The sequence below is a fragment of the uncultured Bradyrhizobium sp. genome, assembly GCF_936943645.1.
In the GTDB taxonomy this organism is placed as follows: domain Bacteria; phylum Pseudomonadota; class Alphaproteobacteria; order Rhizobiales; family Xanthobacteraceae; genus Bradyrhizobium.
In genome coordinates, this window is the sequence record NZ_CAKZJO010000069.1 from 1 (window position 1) to 19261 (window position 19261).

The 19261-nt window shown below is 65.4% G+C and carries 17 protein-coding genes and 1 pseudogene; 12 read left to right on the forward strand and 6 right to left on the reverse strand.

Features of this window, described 5'->3' with window-relative positions; genetic code table 11:
* The 5 genes and pseudogenes from Q0743_RS19820 to Q0743_RS19840 all read left to right on the forward strand — a co-directional run.
* A pseudogene (locus Q0743_RS19820) lies at nt 1-81 on the forward strand (chemotaxis protein CheW); the annotation flags it as partial.
* Nucleotides 82-113: 32 nt separating this feature from the next.
* The gene (locus tag Q0743_RS19825) at nt 114-500 is read left to right on the forward strand and encodes a response regulator (RefSeq protein WP_008137245.1); all 387 of its coding nucleotides are present in this window, start codon (nt 114-116) and stop codon (nt 498-500) included.
* Nucleotides 501-561: 61 nt separating this feature from the next.
* Nucleotides 562-1440 (forward strand): protein-glutamate O-methyltransferase CheR, encoded by an 879-nt coding sequence (locus Q0743_RS19830; RefSeq protein ID WP_298243182.1) that lies wholly within the window; start codon nt 562-564, stop codon nt 1438-1440.
* A gap of 16 nt (nt 1441-1456) precedes the next feature.
* The gene (locus tag Q0743_RS19835) at nt 1457-1774 is read left to right on the forward strand and encodes a hypothetical protein (RefSeq protein ID WP_027563592.1); all 318 of its coding nucleotides are present in this window, start codon (nt 1457-1459) and stop codon (nt 1772-1774) included.
* Between the two features lie 141 nt (nt 1775-1915).
* Nucleotides 1916-2419: a response regulator gene (locus Q0743_RS19840; protein ID WP_298243183.1), complete on the forward strand. Its 504-nt coding sequence runs from the start codon at nt 1916-1918 to the stop codon at nt 2417-2419.
* A gap of 53 nt (nt 2420-2472) precedes the next feature.
* On the opposite strand, the gene Q0743_RS19845 is transcribed toward Q0743_RS19840, so the two are convergent.
* Nucleotides 2473-2784 (reverse strand): hypothetical protein, encoded by a 312-nt coding sequence (locus Q0743_RS19845; protein WP_298243184.1) that lies wholly within the window; start codon nt 2782-2784, stop codon nt 2473-2475.
* A gap of 149 nt (nt 2785-2933) precedes the next feature.
* Between Q0743_RS19845 and Q0743_RS19850 the strand changes: the two genes are divergently transcribed.
* Nucleotides 2934-3569: a response regulator gene (locus Q0743_RS19850; RefSeq protein ID WP_027577504.1), complete on the forward strand. Its 636-nt coding sequence runs from the start codon at nt 2934-2936 to the stop codon at nt 3567-3569.
* Between the two features lie 159 nt (nt 3570-3728).
* Here Q0743_RS19850 and Q0743_RS19855 read toward each other — a convergent pair whose 3' ends face one another.
* Together Q0743_RS19855 and Q0743_RS19860 are read right to left on the reverse strand one after the other, a co-directional pair.
* Nucleotides 3729-7322 carry a PAS domain S-box protein gene (locus tag Q0743_RS19855; RefSeq protein WP_298243185.1) on the reverse strand — a complete coding sequence of 1198 codons (3594 nt, stop codon included), beginning with the start codon at nt 7320-7322 and terminating at the stop codon, nt 3729-3731.
* A complete protein-coding gene (locus Q0743_RS19860) occupies nt 7300-7719 on the reverse strand; it encodes a response regulator (protein WP_298243186.1) in 420 nt (139 codons plus the stop codon). Before Q0743_RS19860 ends, Q0743_RS19855 begins: the two co-directional genes overlap by 23 nt.
* A gap of 351 nt (nt 7720-8070) precedes the next feature.
* On the opposite strand from Q0743_RS19860, the gene Q0743_RS19865 reads away from it, so the two are divergent.
* A complete protein-coding gene (locus Q0743_RS19865) occupies nt 8071-10248 on the forward strand; it encodes a methyl-accepting chemotaxis protein (protein ID WP_298243187.1) in 2178 nt (725 codons plus the stop codon).
* A 182-nt stretch (nt 10249-10430) separates the two neighbouring features.
* On the opposite strand, the gene Q0743_RS19870 is transcribed toward Q0743_RS19865, so the two are convergent.
* Complete coding sequence (locus Q0743_RS19870) at nt 10431-11147, reverse strand: GntR family transcriptional regulator (RefSeq protein ID WP_298243188.1); 717 nt, start codon at nt 11145-11147, stop codon at nt 10431-10433.
* 94 nt (nt 11148-11241) lie between these two features.
* Here Q0743_RS19870 and Q0743_RS19875 point away from each other — a divergent pair, with 94 nt between their 5' ends.
* The 5 genes from Q0743_RS19875 to Q0743_RS19895 all read left to right on the forward strand — a co-directional run bounded on the left by Q0743_RS19875 (nt 11242) and on the right by Q0743_RS19895 (nt 16470).
* Nucleotides 11242-12261, forward strand: a complete 1020-nt coding sequence (locus Q0743_RS19875) for an ABC transporter substrate-binding protein (RefSeq protein ID WP_298243189.1) — start codon at nt 11242-11244, stop codon at nt 12259-12261.
* Entirely contained in the window at nt 12261-13022 is a 762-nt protein-coding gene (locus Q0743_RS19880; protein WP_298243190.1) for an ABC transporter ATP-binding protein, read from the forward strand. The genes Q0743_RS19875 and Q0743_RS19880 overlap by 1 nt, the downstream gene beginning before the upstream one ends.
* Nucleotides 13023-13032: 10 nt before the next feature.
* Entirely contained in the window at nt 13033-13893 is an 861-nt protein-coding gene (locus Q0743_RS19885) for an ABC transporter permease (RefSeq protein WP_298243191.1), read from the forward strand.
* A complete protein-coding gene (gene araD / locus Q0743_RS19890; RefSeq protein ID WP_298243195.1) occupies nt 13887-15626 on the forward strand; it encodes an L-arabinonate dehydratase in 1740 nt (579 codons plus the stop codon). Before Q0743_RS19885 ends, araD begins: the two co-directional genes overlap by 7 nt.
* A 124-nt stretch (nt 15627-15750) precedes the next feature.
* Nucleotides 15751-16470 carry a ribonuclease activity regulator RraA gene (locus Q0743_RS19895; protein ID WP_298243192.1) on the forward strand — a complete coding sequence of 240 codons (720 nt, stop codon included), beginning with the start codon at nt 15751-15753 and terminating at the stop codon, nt 16468-16470.
* Between the two features lie 21 nt (nt 16471-16491).
* Here the strand turns inward: Q0743_RS19895 and Q0743_RS19900 are convergent, their stop codons facing one another.
* Both Q0743_RS19900 and Q0743_RS19905 read right to left on the reverse strand, forming a co-directional pair.
* Nucleotides 16492-17052 (reverse strand): flavin reductase family protein, encoded by a 561-nt coding sequence (locus Q0743_RS19900; protein ID WP_298243193.1) that lies wholly within the window; start codon nt 17050-17052, stop codon nt 16492-16494.
* Nucleotides 17053-17073: 21 nt separating this feature from the next.
* On the reverse strand, nt 17074-19179 hold the full coding sequence (locus tag Q0743_RS19905; RefSeq protein ID WP_298243194.1) for a S9 family peptidase: 2106 nt from the start codon (nt 19177-19179) through the stop codon (nt 17074-17076).
* Between the last annotated feature and the right edge of the window lie 82 nt (nt 19180-19261).

Below are 19261 nucleotides of genomic sequence, written 5' to 3' on the forward strand. Positions count from 1 at the left end.
CGCCTCGACGGTCAGCTCATGGTCGTCCTCGACGTCGACCGCGTCCTCGAGCTCGAAACCAAAGTGCAAATGGCCGCGTGAGCTAACGAAAGCATCGGAGCCGGAGAACCAACATGAAAACCTGCTTGGTGGTCGATGATTCCAGTGTGGTGCGCAAGATCGCGCGCCGGATTCTGGAGGGTCTGGAGTTCGAAGTGACCGAGGCCGAGGACGGCTCGAAGGCGCTGGAGATCTGCCAGCGACAGCTGCCCGACGCGGTGCTGCTCGACTGGAACATGCCGGTGATGGATGGCTTCGAATTCATGGGCCACATGCGCCGCCTGCCCGGCGGCGACCAGCCCAAGGTGGTGTTCTGCACCACCGAGAACAATGTGGCTCACATCGCCCAGGCGCTCAGCGGTGGCGCCAACGAGTACATCATGAAGCCTTTCGACAAAGACATTATCGCTGACAAGTTTGCTGAAGTCGGTTTGCTCCCGGTCGGACAAGCCATGGTCTGAGTGAGTCTGGCCCGCGCATTTTGGCCAGAGTGTTCCCAGTACAGCTTCGAAGAGGCTATCCGTGACCCCGACCGAGTACGAGTATCTGCGTAAGTTCCTGAAGGACAATTCCGGTCTCGACCTGTCCGCAGACAAGCAATATCTGATCGAAAGCCGCCTGCTGCCGCTGGCTCGCAAGGCCGGGCTCTCCGGCATCGCCGAGCTCGTGCAGAAGCTGCAGGGCGGCGCGCGCCAGCTGATCACCGACGTGGTCGAAGCGATGACCACCAACGAGACCTTCTTCTTCCGCGACAAGGTCCCGTTCGACCATTTTCGCGAACACATCATGCCCGAGATCATCAAGGCGCGCGCGGCCAAGCGCAGCGTGCGCATCTGGTGCGCCGCGGGCTCGACCGGCCAGGAGCCCTATTCGCTGGCGATGTGCCTGAAGGAGATGGGCGCGGCCCTCACCGGTTGGCGCGTCGAGATCATCGCGACCGATCTGTCGCAGGAGGTGCTGGAGAAGGCCAAGGCCGGCGTCTACAGCCAGTTCGAGGTGCAGCGCGGCCTGCCGATCCAGATGCTGGTGAAGTACTTCAAGCAGACCGGCGAGACCTGGCAGATCAATCCCGAATTGCGGGCGATGATCCAGCACCGGCAGCTCAATCTGCTGCACGATTTCGCCCAGCTCGGCACTTTCGACGTCATCTTCTGCCGCAACGTGCTGATCTATTTCGACCAGGACACCAAGATCAACATCTTCAATCGCCTGGCGCGCCAGATCGAGCCCGACGGCTTCCTGGTGCTGGGTGCGGCCGAAACCGTCGTCGGTCTGACCGACACGTTCCGCCCGATTCCGGAACGGCGCGGCCTCTACAAGCCGAACGATCCGCGTGCCGCAGCCGCCAAGCCGGCTCTCGCCGGTGCGGCGCCGCGCCTCGCGGCCATGGCGGGACGATAGACGCAGGACGATAGACATGGCCGAGGATGGCAAGGGTACGGAACGCGTGACTTTCAGTCGCGGCTATGACGTCTGCATCATGGCCATCGACGGCACCTGGCGGCGCGACTGCAAGCTCAACGCGATCTCCGACACCGACGCCATTCTCACGGTGGAAGGCTCGATCCAGGGGTTGAACCTGAAAGAGTTCTTTCTGCTGCTGTCGTCCACGGGCCTCGCCTATCGCCGCTGCGAGCTGGTCCGCGTCAACGGTGCCGAAATGGACATCCAGTTCCTGCGTGGCAAGAACCGGAAGAAGCGTGGCGCGGCCGGCGGCCATGACGCCGCGGCGTGATCCGTCCGCGTCCGTCGTCGTCCATTTTCCGATCTTGCTTCACATTTTCTGAAAACATCCGAACGAATTCGTCGCAGCAGCTTTACGTGGCCTAAGCGCGAACCGTGTATCCGTTGACGGTCTCACTCTCAGGATACGGAAATGCCCAGAAGCTCCCTCTCGCCCATCTCGTCAAACCTGCCCGACGCCGCCGAACGGCGTGCGCTCCAGCTTCTGGTGGTCGATGACGACGCCACGCAGCGCAGCCTGATCACGGTCGCCGCCAAGCAGGCGGGCCACGAAGTCACCGTGGCGCCGTCCGTGGCGGACGCCATCGAGAAACTTCGCGCCGCCCGCTTCGATTGCGTGACGCTCGATCTCGTGCTGGAGGACGGCGACGGCATCGACGTGCTGCGCGAGATGGCGGCGGCGAAGTTCGGCGGCGCCGTGATCGTCATCAGCGGCATGGACGGCAAGCGCCGCAGCGCCGCCCGCAGCTTCGCCCGGTCCGTCGGGATCGAGCTGCAGAGCCTGCCGAAGCCGCTTGATCTGGCGGCCCTCCGCATCAGCCTCGCCAATCTCGGCAAGACCGCGATGGGCCTTCCGGCGATCCACACCTGGGGCGGTGTGGCCACCGACGCGATCGTGGAACGGCACCGCGCCTGAACGCGGAGCGGCCATGCGACGGGACGCGGCGGTTGCGCCGCGCCGGTCGCGATCTATGCCGGGTTGCCGGATTCCGACAGACATTGCAGGGCGTGGCCGAGGCCCGCCCGACATGCGCTGAGCGCGGCGCTCGCCGTGGCATAACGCGGCGTGATGTCATCGAGCACGAAAATATCGGCGGAACCGGCTGGATCGCCGTACGCCAAGCCCGTTTCCAACGTATCGGCTTCCATCATGGCTGCGTCGATCAGGCGCATGCTGCTCTCGATCCGCGTGATCAGGGCGCGAAGATCGGCTGCGATCAACCGACGGCTGTCAGTTTCAGCCATCGCGGCGAGCGGGGGTGTGCCGGCCAAATTTAGCATGGATATTCTCCGTACCCCGCAATTAGGCACCTTGCCGCTACTTGTGCGTTAAGTCCATGTCCCGTACAAATACGGGTGGGCCGAATCCGCGCCGAACGCCATAACGGGAGGCGCGGACGCGAGTCCTTCATGCCAACCGGATGTGGCACATGGCCGAACAAAGCTCTCGCGGTGAAATCTTCGTGGTCGATGACGACCCTGCCGTTCGCGACACTCTGTCGATGGTGTTGAAGGCGGCAGGCTATGAGGTGATCTGTTTTGCGGACGGCGCGGCACTGCTCTCAGTCGCGCGCAACCGCACGCCGGCTGCGATCCTGCTCGACGTACACATTCCCGGAAAATCGGGCCTCGACATTCTGAAGGAGCTGCAGGGCGAGGACTATCCGGCCCCGATCTTCATGATCTCCGGACAGGGCGACATCGCGATGGCGGTGGGCGCGATCAAGAGCGGCGCGCTCGACTTCATCGAGAAGCCGTTCCGCGGCAGCGAGATCGTCGGCCGGCTCGACGAGGCGATCGGTGCCTATGCGCGCAGGCAGGCGGAGAACGCCTCGCCGAAGTTCGGTTCGCTGCATTTCCCAGGGCGCGAGCCGCTGACGCGCAGGGAGCGCGAGGTGCTCGAGCAGTTCGCCTCCGGTGCGTCCAACAAGGAAGCCGGCCGCACGCTCGGTATCAGCCCCCGCACCATCGAAGACCACCGCGCCAACATCATGAAGAAGCTCGGCGCGCGCAACGCCGCGGATCTCATCCGTATCGTGATGACCGCAGCCCAGCGCGCGTCGTGAATTGGTCTCGTGCCCCGGACGCAGCGCATCATGCAATGATGCGCTGCTGAGCCTGGGCCCATCTCCCCAATTCCACCGCTGACAGTTCTGGGTCCCGGCTCCGCGTCGCAGCGCTTGCGGCGCTGCGCCTTGTCCGGGACACGGGAGGCATCAATCGCCTCAAGCGCTCAGCGCCTTGCGGATGATCCGCGCGAGATCCGATTTCCGATAGGGCTTGGCCAGCAGCATCACGCCGGAATCCAGCCGGCCGTGATGGATGATCGCGTTCTCGGTATAGCCCGAGGTGTAGACCACCTTGAGATCGGGCCGCGTCTTCATCAGCTCGTCGGCGAGCTGCCGTCCGTTCATCTTGCCGGGCATGATGACGTCGGTGAACAGAAGGTCGAACGGCTTGCCGGCGGCGACGATCGCGAGCGCCTCTGCGGCATTCGCGGCCTGCAAGGTGACGTAACCGAGCGAATGCAGCTGCGCCAGCACGTAGTCGCGCACCAGCCTGTCGTCCTCGACCACCAGGATGGTCTCGTGTCCGCCCTCGATCGCCGCCGGTGTCACGCCCTCGCCGACCGCTGTCGGCGTCTTGCCGGGCGGCAGGTACATCTTGATCGTGGTGCCGTGGCCTTCCTCGCTGTAGATCTTGATGTGGCCTGCGGACTGCTTGATGAAGCCGTAGACCATCGAAAGCCCGAGTCCGGTGCCCTTGCCCGGTCCCTTCGAGGTGAAGAAGGGATCGAACACCCTGGTCAGGATGTTCGCCGGGATTCCGCTGCCGGTATCGCTGACGGCGATCAGTACGTAGTGTCCGGGGCGCACGTCGTTGTCGCTGGCATAGATCTCGTCGAGATAGGCGGCGCCGGTCTCCACGATCAGCTTGCCGCCGCCCGGCATGGCGTCGCGGGCGTTGAGCGCGAGATTGAGGATCGCGGTGGTGAGCTGGTTGGGATCGACGATCGCGACGCAATTCTCCTCCTCGAACACCGATTCGATCTGGATCTGCTCGCCCAGCGTCGGTCGCAGCAGCTTCGCGGTGTCGATGACCAGCGAGTTGATGTCGATCTCGCGCGGCTGAAGCGGCTGCTTGCGCGCGAAAGCGAGCAGGTGCTGGGTCAGATCGGCGCCGCGCGCGGCCGCCTCGTCGATCATCTTGGTGATGGCCGCAAGCTGCGGTTCCTTCTCGACGGCCTCCGCGAGAATCTCGATCGTGCCGGTGATGACGGTGAGGATGTTGTTGAAATCATGCGCCACGCCGCCGGTGAGCTGGCCGATCGCCTCCATCTTCTCGGCGTGCCGAATGCGCTCATCGGCCGCGATCTTGTCGGTGAGGTCGCGATAGAACACGTTGAACAGCAGGCCCTCGCGGCGCTTCAGCGCGGTCACGCTGACCTCGGCCTTGAATTCCTTGCCGTCACGGCGGCGACACATCAGTTCGCGGCGGCGGTTCAGCGTCCGGCCGTCCTCGTTCTCCAGGAAGTTCTTCAGCCCTTCCTTGACCCTCTCGCGCTCACTCTCGGCCACGATCAGGTCGATCGTGCTCTTGCCGAGCACCTCGTCGCGGCGCCAGCCGAACAACTGTTCGGCCTGCGAGTTCCAGTTCAGGATGCTGCTGGTCTCGTCGGTCTGGATGAAGGCGTCGAGCGAGGTCTCGACGATGTTGCGGGCGAGCCGCTCGCTCTCGCGCAGCGATTCCTGCGCGAGCCGCGCCTCCGTCATGTCGCGCCCGACGAAGAAATAGCGCTGCGCCGGCTCGGACCAGCTGCCGAGCCAGGACAGCCAGACCCCGTGTCCGTTGCGGTGGAAGCATCGCGTGTCGGCGAGCTTGACGCGCTCGCCGCGGCGCAGCGCGCGCATCTCGGTGCGGGAGTGCTCCAGATGATCGGGATGAATGAAGTCGGCGCCGCTGCGGCCGATCATGTCGGCCGGCCGGTAGCCGAGAATGATCTCGCTGCTCGGGCTGACCTGCGCGATGTGGCCGTGCGAGTCCATGACCATGATCAGGTCTTGCGAGGTGTCGAAGATCTGCCGCCGCTCCTCGAGCTGCTGCTGCAGCTGCCGCTCGGCCCGTCGCGCGTCGGTCAGGCTGCGGGCGGACCCGGAGACGCCGATGATCTCGCCCGACGGCCCTCTGATCGACGAGAGGCTGAGCGAGATTTCAACCGGCGCGCCGTCCTTGCGCAGGCGCACGGTCTCGAACCGTTCGATCGGCTCGCCCCGGGCGATCCGCGCCAGATAGTCCTTGCCCTGCGCGCGGCGGTCGGGCGGGACGATGATCGCGGTGGATTTCCCGATCGCCTCGTTCACCGAATAGCCATAGAGGCGCTCGGCGGCAGGATTCCAGCCGGTGATGATGGCATCGAGCGATTGCATCACGATCGCATCGTCGGATGATTCGACGGCGGCGCTGAACAAGCGCTCGCGTGCCGCATGATGGCTGCGCGCGGCCTCGGTGCGGCGATGCTCCCGGATTTCGCGCTCGAGGGCGGCCGTCTTCACCCGAGTCTCCTCGACCATCCGGGCAAAAGCCCGCGCCAGCACACCCGTCTCGCCGCCGGCATCGACCGGGATGTCGGCCGGCTTCCCGCGGCCGATCGCCTCCACGGCCGCGGTAAGGCGGCCGATCGGGCGGGTCAATGAGCGCGCCAGCAACACCGCGAGCGCCGCCGCGGCGAGGACGGCAAGCACGCCGACCAGCACGGACGTCTTTTGAATGGCGGCCGGCACCCGGCCGAACACGGCCGGCGGAATGGTCACGATGATTGCAACCCATTCCTTGCCAGCCAGCAGTACCGGCGCGATCGCCGCGCCGTTCGGCCGGCCCGACTCGTCGGTCACGAGGCGCGTGGACGTATCCGAGGTGCCAGCCAGACCTGCGAAGAATGGAAAATCGTCGCGCCAGTTGGTGGGGTGGCCGCGCAGCGCGCCGAATTCGCGCGCGCGATCGGGATGAACGAGATAGTCGCCGCGCGAATTCACGACGTAGATCTCTCCACCCGAGCTTGCCGTCGCGCGGACGTGGTCGAGCGCCGGACGCATGTCGATATTGGCGATGATGATGCCGAACGGCTTGCCGGCCGGCGTGAACAGCGGCGTTGCGACCCGCAGCGTCGGAACGTGCGGGGTCGTGGTGCCGCCCTGGCGCGTCGCGAGATCGATCGGCGAAACGTAGATCTCGCCCGGCGGCAGCCGTATCGTGTCCTGAAAGTAGGCTCGTTCGCCCTTGCGTTCGAGTTCGCCATCGGAGACGATCCGCGCGGATCCGTTGGGACCCGAGCGGTCGACGCGCACCAGTTCGCGCTGATCGTCGTCAAGTCCGATGATGCGGAACTGCCCGTAGATGGGTTTGGCCTCGATCTCGGCCGCGAGCCGTGTGGCGATACGCTCGCGCCAGGTTTGCTCGGAGACGCCGTCCGAAGGGTCAACTCCCCCGGCGACGTGAGCGCGGATCAGACCGTTGATGGCCGCAGCGGAGCGATAGCCGACCAGATCGCCCCGCGCGCCGGCGACATAGGAATCCAGACCGGTCGCGAGCAGGCGTGATTGGGCTTCGACGCGCTCCAGCACGCGTGGAATGACTGCATGGGTGGTGTTGCGATAGCCCAGCCAGCCGACGGCAGCCACGGTGACCGCCACCAGCAGGATCATTGCGATGGCCAGCCGCGTGGCGAGCGTCAGCGGGGTGCTCGCAGGACTTCCCGGATCATCGCGGCCGATCTGGCCCGAAGCAGGGACGTCCTCGTTATCGGTGGCCGGAGCTGACATCGGACCCCTCCGGCTCGCTCGCCTTCAGGCAGCCTTCGACCGCGGCGAGCAACGCGCCGGGCCGGAAAGGCTTTTGCAGGCTTGCTACCGCGCCGAGCTTGGTCGCCATCTTCAGGAAATCCGGTTCCGTATATGCATCCGGCGTGATTGATCGGCCGGAAATGACGATGATGGGAATGGCCGGGGCCAGCGCCCGGATGTGACGCATCGTCTCCAGCCCGTCCATGCCCGGCATGAAGATGTCGAGAAACAGCAAGTCGAACCGGCCCGCCTCGAACAGCGCAAGTCCCTTGCGGCCGTCGCCCGCGACGGTGACGTGATGGCCGGCCCTCTCCAGGAGCAGCCGGATCGTGATTTGAACGGCCGGGTCGTCATCCACAATCAGGATGTTGGCCACGTCTGAATTCCTCCGGGCCGGACGGGACATTCCCGCTGGCCGCAAATCAAACCATTAAAGACGAAATTGTTGCGCGGATTCCGCTCGGCCTGCAAGCACTTCGCGACAGGGCTGCCGTCATTATGCATGGTTCCGTGCACATGGCGTCCGGGCAGCGCAACGTCCCAAGGCCGCGAGGGGATAAGAACTATTTTTCTCGCCGTAGTTGCACGGGCGCAGGACTTCACCGGGGATTAAAGGCGTCGGACCAGAATCGGCGCCAGTTCCGAAAAGTCAATTGTCACGGATCGCATCGTTCCCTCCCGGCACCGAGCGAGCCGCCCGATCAGACGAATTCAGCACGAGAGACTTATGTCCAAATCCTTGGCGAACACCGGAATTCGCACCCGGCTGCTCGGCGGCTTCGCGCTCATCTGCATCCTGCTCGCGGCGACCGTGATCTACACCGTCACCGCGGTCTCCGAGATTTCCTCGCGCATCAGGACCGTGACGAACCAGCGGGCGCCGGTCGCGATTGCGAGTACCGAGCTCGTCGGCAATCTCTATTCCACGCTCTCGACGCTGCGTGGCTACCTCCTGACCGGCGACGCACAGGGCAAGCGCGACCGCGCAGTGGTCTGGGCCGAGCTCGATCGTACCGTTGCCGCGGTCGATCGCATGGCCGAGGGATTTTCCAGCGCGGAGAACAAGACCAATTGGCTCGAGGCGAGGGCGTTGATCGCGGAGTTCCGCCAGGCTCAGGACAGGGCCGAGCTGGCCGCCTTCACCCCGTCGGCCTATCCTGCGAGCGAACTCCTGACGAAAGAGGCTGCGCCGCTGATCGCGACGATGTTTGCCGAAATCACAGGGATGATCGACGAGGAGGAGACGCTGGAGGCGACGCCGCAGCGCAAGCATTTGCTCAAGACCTTTGCCGACGTGCGCGGCAATCTCGCCGCGGCCGGATCGCAATTGCGGCTCTATGTGGCATCGGGCGAAGCCGCCGACCGCGACAAATTCGAGAGGCCGCTGGCGACCTTCCGCGCCGCGCTCGCCGCGGTCAGGACGCAGGAAGCACTGCTGACGTCCACTCAGAGAACCGCCTATCAGGCCATCGTCAAGGCGAACGAAGCCTTCACGGCCTCGCCGGGGAAGATCTTCGCGATCCGCCAGACGCCGCAATGGAATATGCCGGTCTTCATCCTGTCGACCGAGGCGGCGCCTCGCGCGGCCCGCATTCTCGATCTCCTCGACGGCCGCAAGGACCCAGAGGGCAAGCGCGCCGGTGGCCTCAAGAGCGACCAGCAGTCGAAGCTCGCGGCGGACGCCCGCCGCGTCGCCGACGAGGCCGAGAGGCTGCTGCAGCTGCAATGGATCCTGCTCGCCGCGGGGCTCGTGCTCGGCACCGCGATCGCGATCCTGGTCGCGCGGTCGATCACGCGTCCGATCGTGGAGCTGGTGAGTGATTCCGCGCGTCTGTCCGGCGGCGACACCAGTGTCGAATTCAGGACCGCCGAGCGCGGCGACGAGATCGGGATGGTGTCGCAGGCTGTGGCCAAATTCCGCGACAATGTGATCGCCCAGCAGGCGGCGGCGGCAGCGCTCGCGCGCGAAGCGGAGGCGCGTGAGGCGAACAACCGCAACACGGAGAGCGCGGTCGAGGAGTTTCGCGTCACCTCGCGCGACCTGCTTACGCTGGTCGGCCAGAATGCGGGCACGATGCGCCGGACCGCGGAGAGTCTCGGCGGCATCGCGCACCATGCAACCAGTCAAGCTACGTCTGCGGCGGCCACCTCCGAGCAGACGGCAGTCAACGTCCAGACCGTCGCGGCGGCTGCGGAGCAGCTCGCGAGCTCCATCGTCGAGATCGGCCGGCAGATCGAATTGTCGAACAAGACCGTGCGGTCGGCAGGCGACGTCACCGCGCGCTCGGAGTCCGAGATCGAGGGCCTCGCGCAGGCTGCCCAGAGCATCAGCTCGGTGGTCGATTTGATCCAGGCGATCGCGGCCCAGACCAACCTCCTGGCGCTCAACGCCACCATCGAGGCCGCACGCGCCGGCGAGGCTGGCCGCGGCTTCGCGGTGGTGGCCTCCGAGGTCAAGGCGCTGGCCGACCAGACCCGCGATGCGACGCAGGACATCGCCCGGCACATCGCGGCGATCCAGAATTCGACCGGCAGCGCGGTCGCTTCCGTCAAGGAGGTTGCCACCGCCATGCGCCGGATCGACGAGGTCACCGCGGCGATCGCCAGTGCCGTGGAGCAGCAGGGCGCGGCGACTCGGGAGATCTCGCACAATGTCCAGATGGCGGCGTCGGGCACGCAGACGCTCGCCGGCAGCATCGGGACCGTTTCCGGGGCGATCGCGGAGACCAGCCGCTCGGCCGACGAGGTGATGGGGGCAGCGAACGAGGTCTCGGGGGCATCCGAGCGTCTTGCGGCCGAGGTCCAGGCCTTCTTCGTCAAGCTGCGCAGCGGACCGCTGGATCGCCGCAAGCGCGATGCGTCCGACTATCGCGGGCCGGAGCGGCGGAACAGGAACGCGGCCTGATAAGGAATGACGCATGCTGAGCGCGCGCCTCGTCCTTCGAGACGCGCTGCGCGCTCCTCAGGATGAGGCTAAGCAGCGTCGGTGCTCGTTGTAACCAGCGCAACCCACTCGGTCCTCATCCTGAGGACCCGCCAACGGCGGGCGTCTCGAAGGATGGCCACAAGCGAAATCTTCATCGCGCGCTAATCCGTCAGATATTCCGGATAGCTGCTTCGGATCTTGTCGAGTTCGCTCAGCGTGCCCGACAGATGCTTGCGCAGATGCTGTTGCGCGGCGTCGGGATCGCCGGCTTCGATCGCGCGGGTGATCAGCTTGTGGTGGCGGACGATGTTCTGGGCCTTGCCGGGCGAGGGCAGATGCAGCCGGCGCAGCCGGTCGATATGTCCGCTGCGGCTGCGCACCAGCGTCCATAGCTCCTGCTTGCCGGCAGCGGCATAGAGCTGGGCGTGAAAATCATTGTCGGCGGCGATGAAGCTCTCGAAATCTCCGCCCCTGGCGAATTGCTGCTGCAGCGTGATCGCGTGGTCGAGGCGGAGGACCAGCGCCTGGTCATGCTGCTCCGCGAGCAGCCGGACGATCTCGAGCTCGAGCGCCTGGCGCAGGAAATGCGCCTGCTCGGCGCGGCCGACATCGACCCGGCTGACCACGGTCGCGTGCTGCGGAAACACGTCGACCAGCCCCTCTTCCTCCAGCCGCATCAAGGCATCGCGGATCGGCGTCGAGCTGACGCCGAATTGCGTGGCGAGATCGGTGCGGGACAGCGGCGCGCCCGGGGGCAGTTCGAGCGCGAGAATGGCGTTGCGCAGCCGCTCGAACACCTGCGGCGCGGCCTGCCGGGCCCGGTCGAGCGGCGGCCCCCGGCGGGCGGTCGCGCGGGACGCGGGATGGGCGGTTTCCATGCGAGGAACTCCGGCAGGCTTGCCTTTGATGCACTAATGCATTAGTGCATCAGCAGGGCCGTCCGTCAATGCCGGCCGGAGGAAACGAACAACTATGATCAAGCCATTTCAGCGCGGCGTTGCCGCCATCGCCCTGATCGTCGCAACCGTGCTGGCGGCTTCGCCGGCGCGGGCACAGCAGAAGTCCGAGATCGCGCTGTCGCGCCAGCCCGGCATTTTCTACATGCCGAGCCACATCATGGAGAAGCTGAAGCTGATCGAGAAGCACGCCGCTTCCCTCGGCCTCGCAGGCGTCACCACCAAATGGATCACCTTCTCCGGCGGCGGCGCGCAGACTGACGCGCTGCTCGCGGGCGGTGTCGACATTCTCAACACCGGCACCGGCAACCTTCTCCTGCTCTGGGACCGCACCCGCGGCGGCGTGAAGGGCATCGTCGCGACGTCAGCGCAGCCGATGACGCTGATCAGCCGCGACGCCAACATCAAGTCGATCAAGGACTTTGGTCCCGCGGACAAGATCGCGGTGCCGACCGTGAAGGTGTCCACGCAGGCGATCGTGCTGCAGATCGCGGCTGCCGAGGCCTTCGGCGCCGACCAATGGTCGAAGCTGGACGCCAACACCGTGCAGCTTGGCCATCCCGACGCCTATGCGGCGCTGTCCAATCCCAAGCACGAGGTGCACAACCACTTCTCGATCCCGCCCTTCACCTTCCTGGAGCTGAAGAACGTGCCGGGCGCGCACATCGTGCTGTCGTCGCCGGACGTGATGGGCGGGCCGCTCAGCCAGGCCCAGTTCTTCACGACGACGAAGTTCGCCGACGCCAACCCGAAGATCATCCAGGCTGTGCGCGACGCCACCAAGGAAGCGCAGGACCTGATCCGCAGCGACACCAAACAGGCGGTCGAGATCTACAAGGAGATCACCGGCGACAAGACTTCGGTGCAGGAGCTGCTCGATCTGCTCAAGGAGCCCGGCATGATGGAGTGGAATCTCGAGCCGCAGGGCACGATGAAATTCGCCGCCCATCTGCACAAGACCGGCACGCTGAAGAACCTGCCCAAGGCCTGGACCGACTACTATCTGCCCGTGGCGCACGATCTGAAGGGCAACTGATGGCGCTGCTCGACGTCAACGGGGTGACGCTGCGCTACAAGACCTCCAGCGCCGTCGTCACCGCCACGGAGCGGGTCAGCTTCACGGTCGACAAGTCCGACCGTTTCGTGCTGCTCGGTCCCTCCGGCTGCGGCAAGTCGACTTTGCTCAAGGCCGTCGGCGGCTATATGAGCCCGAGCGAGGGCCGCATGACGATCGGTGATCGCGAGATCCGCGGTCCCGGCGCCGACCGCATGATGATCTTCCAGGAGTTCGACCAGCTCCTGCCCTGGAAGAGCGTGCTCGCCAACGTGATGTTTCCGCTGCTGACCGCGCGAAAACTGTCGCGCAAGGACGCCGAGGCCAAGGCGCGGGCCTATATCGAGAAGGTCGGCCTCACCCGTGTGGTCGATGCCTATCCGCACACGCTCTCCGGCGGCATGAAGCAGCGCGTTGCGATCGCACGCGGCATGGCGATGGAGCCGGACATCCTCCTGATGGACGAGCCGTTCGCCGCGCTGGACGCGCTGACGCGCCGGACCTGCCAGGACGAACTGCTCCAGCTCTGGAGCGAGACCAGGTTCACCGTGCTGTTCGTGACCCATTCGATTGCCGAGGCGATCCGCATCGGCAACCGCATCCTGCTGCTGTCGCCGCATCCCGGCCGGGTCAAGGCCGAGGTGATCGACGTCGACAAGGTCGGAAACGAAGACGGCAGCGCCGGCCGGCTGGAGAAGGAGATCCACGATCTCCTGTTCGCCGGCGAAGCCACCGCGCATTGAGGAGCCTCTGATGGGCGAAGCCAAGATATTGCTGCGGGCCGAGCCGGCCGCCGCCATCGGTGCGGGCGAGGTCGAGCGCAAGCTGAGCTTGCTCGAGCTGTTGTGGAACGACGGCTTCGTCCGCAAATCGGTCATCATCCTGTTCCTGGCAGCGGTCTGGGAGGCTTACGGCGTTACGCTCGACAATCCGTTGTTGTTCCCGACGCTGCACGATACTGCGATCACGCTGTTCGACCGCGTCAAGGACGGCACCATTCCGATGCGGGCCTGGACCTCGCTGAAAGTCCTGTTCATGGGCTATTCGGCCGGCATCGTGCTCGCGGCGATCTTCACCATTCTCGCGATCTCCACGCGCATCGGCACCGATTTCCTGGAAACGGTGACGGCGATGTTCAACCCGCTGCCGGCGATCGCGCTGTTGCCGCTCGCGCTGATCTGGTTCGGTCTCGGCAACGGCAGCCTCGTCTTCGTGCTGATCCATTCGGTGCTGTGGCCGGTCGCGCTCAACACCCATTCCGGCTTCAAGAGCGTGTCGAACACGCTGCGCATGGTCGGCCGCAATTACGGCCTGAGCGGCTTGCCTTACGTCGCCAAGATCCTCATCCCGGCCGCCTTCGGCTCGATCCTCACCGGCCTCAAGATCGGCTGGGCCTTTGCCTGGCGCACGCTGATCGCCGCCGAGCTGGTGTTCGGCGTGTCCTCGGGGCAGGGCGGGCTCGGCTGGTTCATCTTCGAGAACCGCAATCTGCTCGACATACCCGCCGTGTTCGCGGGCCTCTTGACGGTGATCATCATCGGGCTCTTTGTCGAGAACCTGATCTTCCGCGCCATCGAGCGGAACACCGTGCAAAAATGGGGCACCCAATCGTGACCAAGAAGAAGACACCCGACCAGCTCCGCAGCGCGCGCTGGTTCGCGCCCGACGATCTCCGCTCGTTCGGCCACCGCTCCCGCACCATGCAGATGGGCTACGCGCCGGAGGAGTGGAAGGACCGCCCGTGCATCGCGATCCTCAACACCTGGTCGGACGCGCAGCCCTGCCACATGCACTTCAAGTCGCGCGTCGACGACGTCAAGCGCGGCATCCTGATGGCGGGCGGCCTGCCGATCGAGCTGCCGGCGCTGTCGCTGTCGGAATCGCTGCTCAAGCCGACCACCATGCTCTATCGCAATCTGCTGGCGATGGACGCCGAGGAGCTGCTGCGCAGCCATCCCGTCGACGGCGTGGTGCTGATGGGCGGCTGCGACAAGACCACGCCGGCGCTGCTCTTGGGCGCGACCTCGATGAACATCCCGGCGATCTACCTGCCGGCAGGTCCGATGCTGCGCGGCAACTGGAAGGGCAAGACGCTCGGCTCCGGCTCCGACGGCTGGAAATACTGGGACGAGCGTCGTGCCGGCAAGATTTCCGACAAGGACTGGCTCGACATCGAGGCCGGCATCGCCCGCAGCTACGGCACCTGCATGACCATGGGCACGGCCTCGACCATGACCGCGATCGCGGAAGCGATCGGCATGACGCTGCCGGGCGCCTCCTCGATTCCCGCCGCGGACGCCAACCACATCCGTATGGCCAGTGAATGCGGCCGCCGCATCGTCGAGATGGTGTGGGAGGACCTGACGCCGAAGGTGATCCAGACCCGCAAGGCCTTCGAGAACGCGATCGCGGTCGCGATGGCGATGGGCTGCTCGACCAACGCGATCATCCATCTGATCGCGCAGGCCCGCCGCGCCGGCCAGGACATCGGCCTCGACGATTTCGAGATCGCGAGCCGCAAGGTGCCCGTGATCGCCAACGTCCGCCCGAGCGGCGATGCCTATCTGATGGAAGACTTCTTCTATGCCGGCGGCCTGCCGGCGCTGATGGGGCAGATCAAGCCGCACCTGCATCTCGATTGCATCACCGTCACGGGCAAGACGCTGGGCGAGAACATCGAGGGCGCCGAGGTGCACAATGCCGACGTGATCCGCTCGGTCGCCGATCCCATCTACAAGGAAGGCGCGCTTGCCGTCCTCAAGGGCAATCTCGCGCCCGACGGCTGCGTCATAAAGCCCTCCGCCTGTGCGCCGCGTTTCCTCAAGCATACCGGGCCGGCATTGGTGTTCGACGATTACCCGTCGATGAAGAAGGCGGTGGACGATCCCAATCTCGACGTTACCGAGGATCACATCCTGATTCTGCGCAATGCAGGGCCGCAGGGCGGCCCGGGCATGCCGGAATGGGGCATGCTGCCGATCCCGACGAAGCTTGTGAAGCAGGGCGTGCGCGACATGGTGCGCATCTCGGATGCGCGCATGAGCGGCACCAGCTACGGCGCCTGCATCCTGCACGTCTCGCCGGAATCCTACATCGGCGGTCCCTTGGCGCTGGTGCAGAATGGTGACCGCATCACGCTCGATGTTGCCGCCCGCACCATCAATCTCGACGTGAGCGAAGCCGAGCTGGACAAGCGCCGTGCCGCCTGGAAGCAGCCCGAGCGCCGCTTCGAGCGTGGCTATGGCTGGATGTTCACCAAGCACATCAAGCAGGCCAATGACGGCTGCGACTTCGATTTCCTCGAGACCGATTTCGGCGCGCCGATCGGCGAGCCGTCGATTTACTAATGACGCTGTCATTCCGGGGCATCGCGAAGCGATGAGCCCGGAATCCATAACCACGATCGTGAGTATGGATTCCGGGCTCGCGCCAAGTGGCGCGCCCCGGAATGACGACCAGAGAGAGCATGACATGTCCAAACTCAGCGAAGCCACCCGCACAAAACTCAAATCCGTCTCCACCGCGACGGTCGCCACCGCGCTGTTCAAGCGCGGCCTGCGCATCCAGATGATCCAGGACGTGCACCCGCTCGGCGCGGACCAGCCGACCATGGTTGGCGAGGCCTTCACGCTGCGCTACATGCCGGCGCGCGAGGACCTCAACACCATCGACGTCTTCAAGGACCGCTCGCATCCGCAGCGCAAGGCGGTCGAGGATTGCCCGCCTGGCGCCGTGCTGGTGATGGACAGCCGCAAGGACGCGCGCGCGGCGTCGGCCGGCGCGATCCTGGTCACGCGCCTGATGAAGCGCGGCGTCGCCGGCGTCGTCACCGACGGCGGCTTTCGCGATTCCGCCGAGATCGCCAAGCTCGGCATCCCCGCCTACCACCACCGCCCCTCGGCGCCGACCAACCTGACGCTGCACCAGGCGATCGAGATCAACGTCCCGATCGGCTGCGGCGATGCGCCGGTGTTTCCCGGCGACGTCATCCTCGGCGATAGCGACGGCGTCATCGTGATCCCCGCCCATCTCGCGGATGAGATCGCCAACGAGACCTTCGAGATGACCGCGTTCGAGGATTTCGTCACCGAGGAAGTCGGCAAGGGCCGCGGCATCTTCGGTCTCTATCCCGCCACCGATCCGCAGACGCTCACCGACTTTGCGGAATGGCGGAAGAAGAACGGCCGGTAGGACGCGCCGAGCTTGCCGCGATTACAGCATTTCGGGCCGGAACAGCTTCCGGTACTTGCGCGTCTCGGCGCCGGAGATCATGAACTCGCCGTCGCCGCGATAGTGAATCGTCTTGGGGAATTTGGGCGCCGTCGCCACGTGCGCCTTGACCACCTCGAAGACGAACATGTTGTACGTCTTCAGCTGACTGGCATCGACGAGCTGACATTCGAAATTGGCGAAGCACTCGTCGATCAGTGGCGCGCGCACATGCGTGCCGGGCTTGCGAGTCAGGCCGAATTCGCCGAACTTGTCGATGTCGCGTCCGGAGCTGTTGCCAATCTTCACGACCGTCGTCGCTAGGTCGACGGTCGGGATGTTGATCACGCATTGACGGCTGCCGCGGATCAGATCGAAACTGTGGTTCGCGCTCGAGATGATGCAGGCAACCAGGGCCGGCGAGAACTCCATCATCATGTGCCAGCCCATCGTCATGATGTTGCTCTCGTCCTTGTGGGCCGAACTTACAAGGACGACGGGGCCCGGCTCGAGCAAACGGCGGACGTTCGAGGTCGGAAAATCCCGCTTGGTGTAGCGTCGCATGCTCGCTCCATCCTGGCGGTGTTAAACTTCGGCCTCCGCCATCCCCGCCGCCCACAGCGCGAACGCATAGACGATTGCGACCTCATCGAGCCGATCGAACCGCCCCGAGGCGCCGCCGTGGCCGGCGCCCATGTTGGTGCGCAGCAGGACCGGGCCGCCGCCGCTCATGGTGGCGCGCAGCCGCGCGATCCACTTCGCCGGCTCCCAATAGGTGACGCGCGGATCGGTCAGGCCGCCCATGGCGAGGATCGCCGGATAGTCCTTTGTCGCGACATTGTCGTAGGGCGAGTAGGACAGGATGGTGCGAAAATCCTTCTCGCTCTCGATCGGGTTGCCCCATTCCGGCCATTCCGGCGGCGTCAGCGGCAGCGTGTCGTCGAGCATGGTGTTGAGCACGTCGACGAACGGCACCTCGGCGACGATGCCGGCGAACAATTCGCCGGCGCGGTTGGCCACCGCGCCCATCAGCATGCCGCCGGCCGAGCCGCCATGGCCGACGATGCGCTTGGCGCTGGTGTATTTTGCGGCGATCAGCGCGCGGGCGCTGGCCGCGAAATCGTCGAACGAGTTGGTCTTCTTCTCGCGCTTGCCGTCGAGATACCAGCCCCAGCCCTTGTCGGCGCCGCCGCGGATATGGGCGATGGCATAGACGAAGCCGCGATCCACCAGCGACAGGCGGTTGGCGTTGAACGAGGCCGGCATGGCCATGCCGTAGGAGCCGTAGCCGTAGAGCAGCAGCGGCGCCGCGCCGTCGAGCTTCAGCCCGCGGCGATAGAGGATCGAGACCGGCACCTCGGCGCCGTCAGTCGCCTTCGCCATGATGCGCGTGGTGACGTAGTCGGCTGCGTTGTGGCCCGAGGGAATCTCCTGCCGCTTGCGCAGGGTGCGCGTGCGCTTGACCATGTCGTAGTCGTAGACTTCCGACGGCGTCGTCATCGACGAATAGGCAAAGCGCAGGGTCGTCGTGTCGAACTCGTAGGAGCCCATCGTATCCAGCGAGTAGGCGGCCTCGTCGAAGGCGATGGCGTGCTCCTCGTTCGTGGCGAGATCGCGGATCACGATCGACGGCAGCGCGTTGGCGCGCTCCAGCCGCACCAGATGTCCCGCATAGAGATCGAGGTCGATGATGTAGATGCCGGGGCGATAGGGGATCAGGTCGCGCCAGTTCTTGCGCTCGGGCGCGGCGAGCGGCGCGGTGACGATCTTGAAGTCGATGGCATCATCGGCGTTGGTCAGGATGAAGAGCTGATCGCCGCGGTCGGCCAGCGAATATTGCACGCCTTCCTCGCGCGGCGCGACCAGGCGCGGCGGCGCCTCGGGGTTGGCGAGATCGATTAGCCGCTGCTCCGACGTCTCGTGATCGCCGCCCGCGATCACGCAGAAGCGGCCGCTGGTGCTCTCGTGCAGATGGGTGAACCAGCCGGAATCCTGCTCTTCATAGACCAGCGTGTCCTCGGCCTGCTTGGTGCCGAGCCTGTGCCGCCACACCTGCATCGGCCGGTGGTTGTCGTCGAGCCGCACATAGAAGAAGGACTTCGCATCCGCGGCCCAGACCACGCCGCCGTCGGTCTCTTCGACGAGATCGTCGAGATCCGTCCCCGTCGCCCAGTCGCGCACGCGGATCGAGAAATATTCCGAGCCTTTGGTATCGGCACTCCAGGCGTGCAGCTGGTGATCGTTCGAATGCCGGCTGCCGCCGAACTTGAAATATTTGTGGTCCTTGGCGAGCGCGTCGCCGTCGAGCACGATCTCGCCGTCGCCGCCTTCGCGCGGCATGCGGCCGAACAGCTCGTGCTGCCCGCCCTCGCGAAACCTGCGGAAATAGGCGAACGGCCCGTCCGGCGACGGCACGCTGGAATCGTCCTCCTTGATCCGGCCGCGCATCTCGCGCACCAGCGTCTTCTGCAAGGCCGCGGTATGGCCGAGCAGGCTCTCGGTGTAGACGTTCTCCTCATCGAGATATTTGCGGATATCGGGGTCGAGCACGGCGGGGTCGCGCAGCACCTCCTGCCACTTCTCGTCCTTCAACCAGGCATAGTCGTCGGTCACGGTGATGCCGTGATGCGTGAAGGAATGCGGCCGGCGCGGGGCGGCGGGGGGCTGGGAAGGGGTCTTGGCTTGGGTCACTCGGTCCTCGTTCAATGCGTCGGTGTTTCTTCGCCTCTCCCCGCTTGCGGGGAGAGGCCGGATTGCATCGAAGATGCAATCC

What these genes read in the sequence shown, in the direction of transcription:
- Q0743_RS19825 (WP_008137245.1), top strand. Translation starts at nt 114, where the DNA reads ATGAAAACCTGCTTGGTGGTCGATGATTCCAGTGTGGTGCGCAAGATC.
- Q0743_RS19835 (WP_027563592.1), top strand. Translation starts at nt 1,457, where the DNA reads ATGGCCGAGGATGGCAAGGGTACGGAACGCGTGACTTTCAGTCGCGGC.
- Q0743_RS19840 (WP_298243183.1), top strand. Translation starts at nt 1,916, where the DNA reads ATGCCCAGAAGCTCCCTCTCGCCCATCTCGTCAAACCTGCCCGACGCC.
- Q0743_RS19845 (WP_298243184.1), bottom strand. Translation starts at nt 2,784, where the DNA reads ATGCTAAATTTGGCCGGCACACCCCCGCTCGCCGCGATGGCTGAAACT.
- Q0743_RS19850 (WP_027577504.1), top strand. Translation starts at nt 2,934, where the DNA reads ATGGCCGAACAAAGCTCTCGCGGTGAAATCTTCGTGGTCGATGACGAC.
- Q0743_RS19855 (WP_298243185.1), bottom strand. Translation starts at nt 7,322, where the DNA reads ATGTCAGCTCCGGCCACCGATAACGAGGACGTCCCTGCTTCGGGCCAG.
- Q0743_RS19865 (WP_298243187.1), top strand. Translation starts at nt 8,071, where the DNA reads ATGTCCAAATCCTTGGCGAACACCGGAATTCGCACCCGGCTGCTCGGC.
- Q0743_RS19870 (WP_298243188.1), bottom strand. Translation starts at nt 11,147, where the DNA reads ATGGAAACCGCCCATCCCGCGTCCCGCGCGACCGCCCGCCGGGGGCCG.
- Q0743_RS19875 (WP_298243189.1), top strand. Translation starts at nt 11,242, where the DNA reads ATGATCAAGCCATTTCAGCGCGGCGTTGCCGCCATCGCCCTGATCGTC.
- Q0743_RS19880 (WP_298243190.1), top strand. Translation starts at nt 12,261, where the DNA reads ATGGCGCTGCTCGACGTCAACGGGGTGACGCTGCGCTACAAGACCTCC.
- Q0743_RS19885 (WP_298243191.1), top strand. Translation starts at nt 13,033, where the DNA reads ATGGGCGAAGCCAAGATATTGCTGCGGGCCGAGCCGGCCGCCGCCATC.
- Q0743_RS19895 (WP_298243192.1), top strand. Translation starts at nt 15,751, where the DNA reads ATGTCCAAACTCAGCGAAGCCACCCGCACAAAACTCAAATCCGTCTCC.
- Q0743_RS19900 (WP_298243193.1), bottom strand. Translation starts at nt 17,052, where the DNA reads ATGCGACGCTACACCAAGCGGGATTTTCCGACCTCGAACGTCCGCCGT.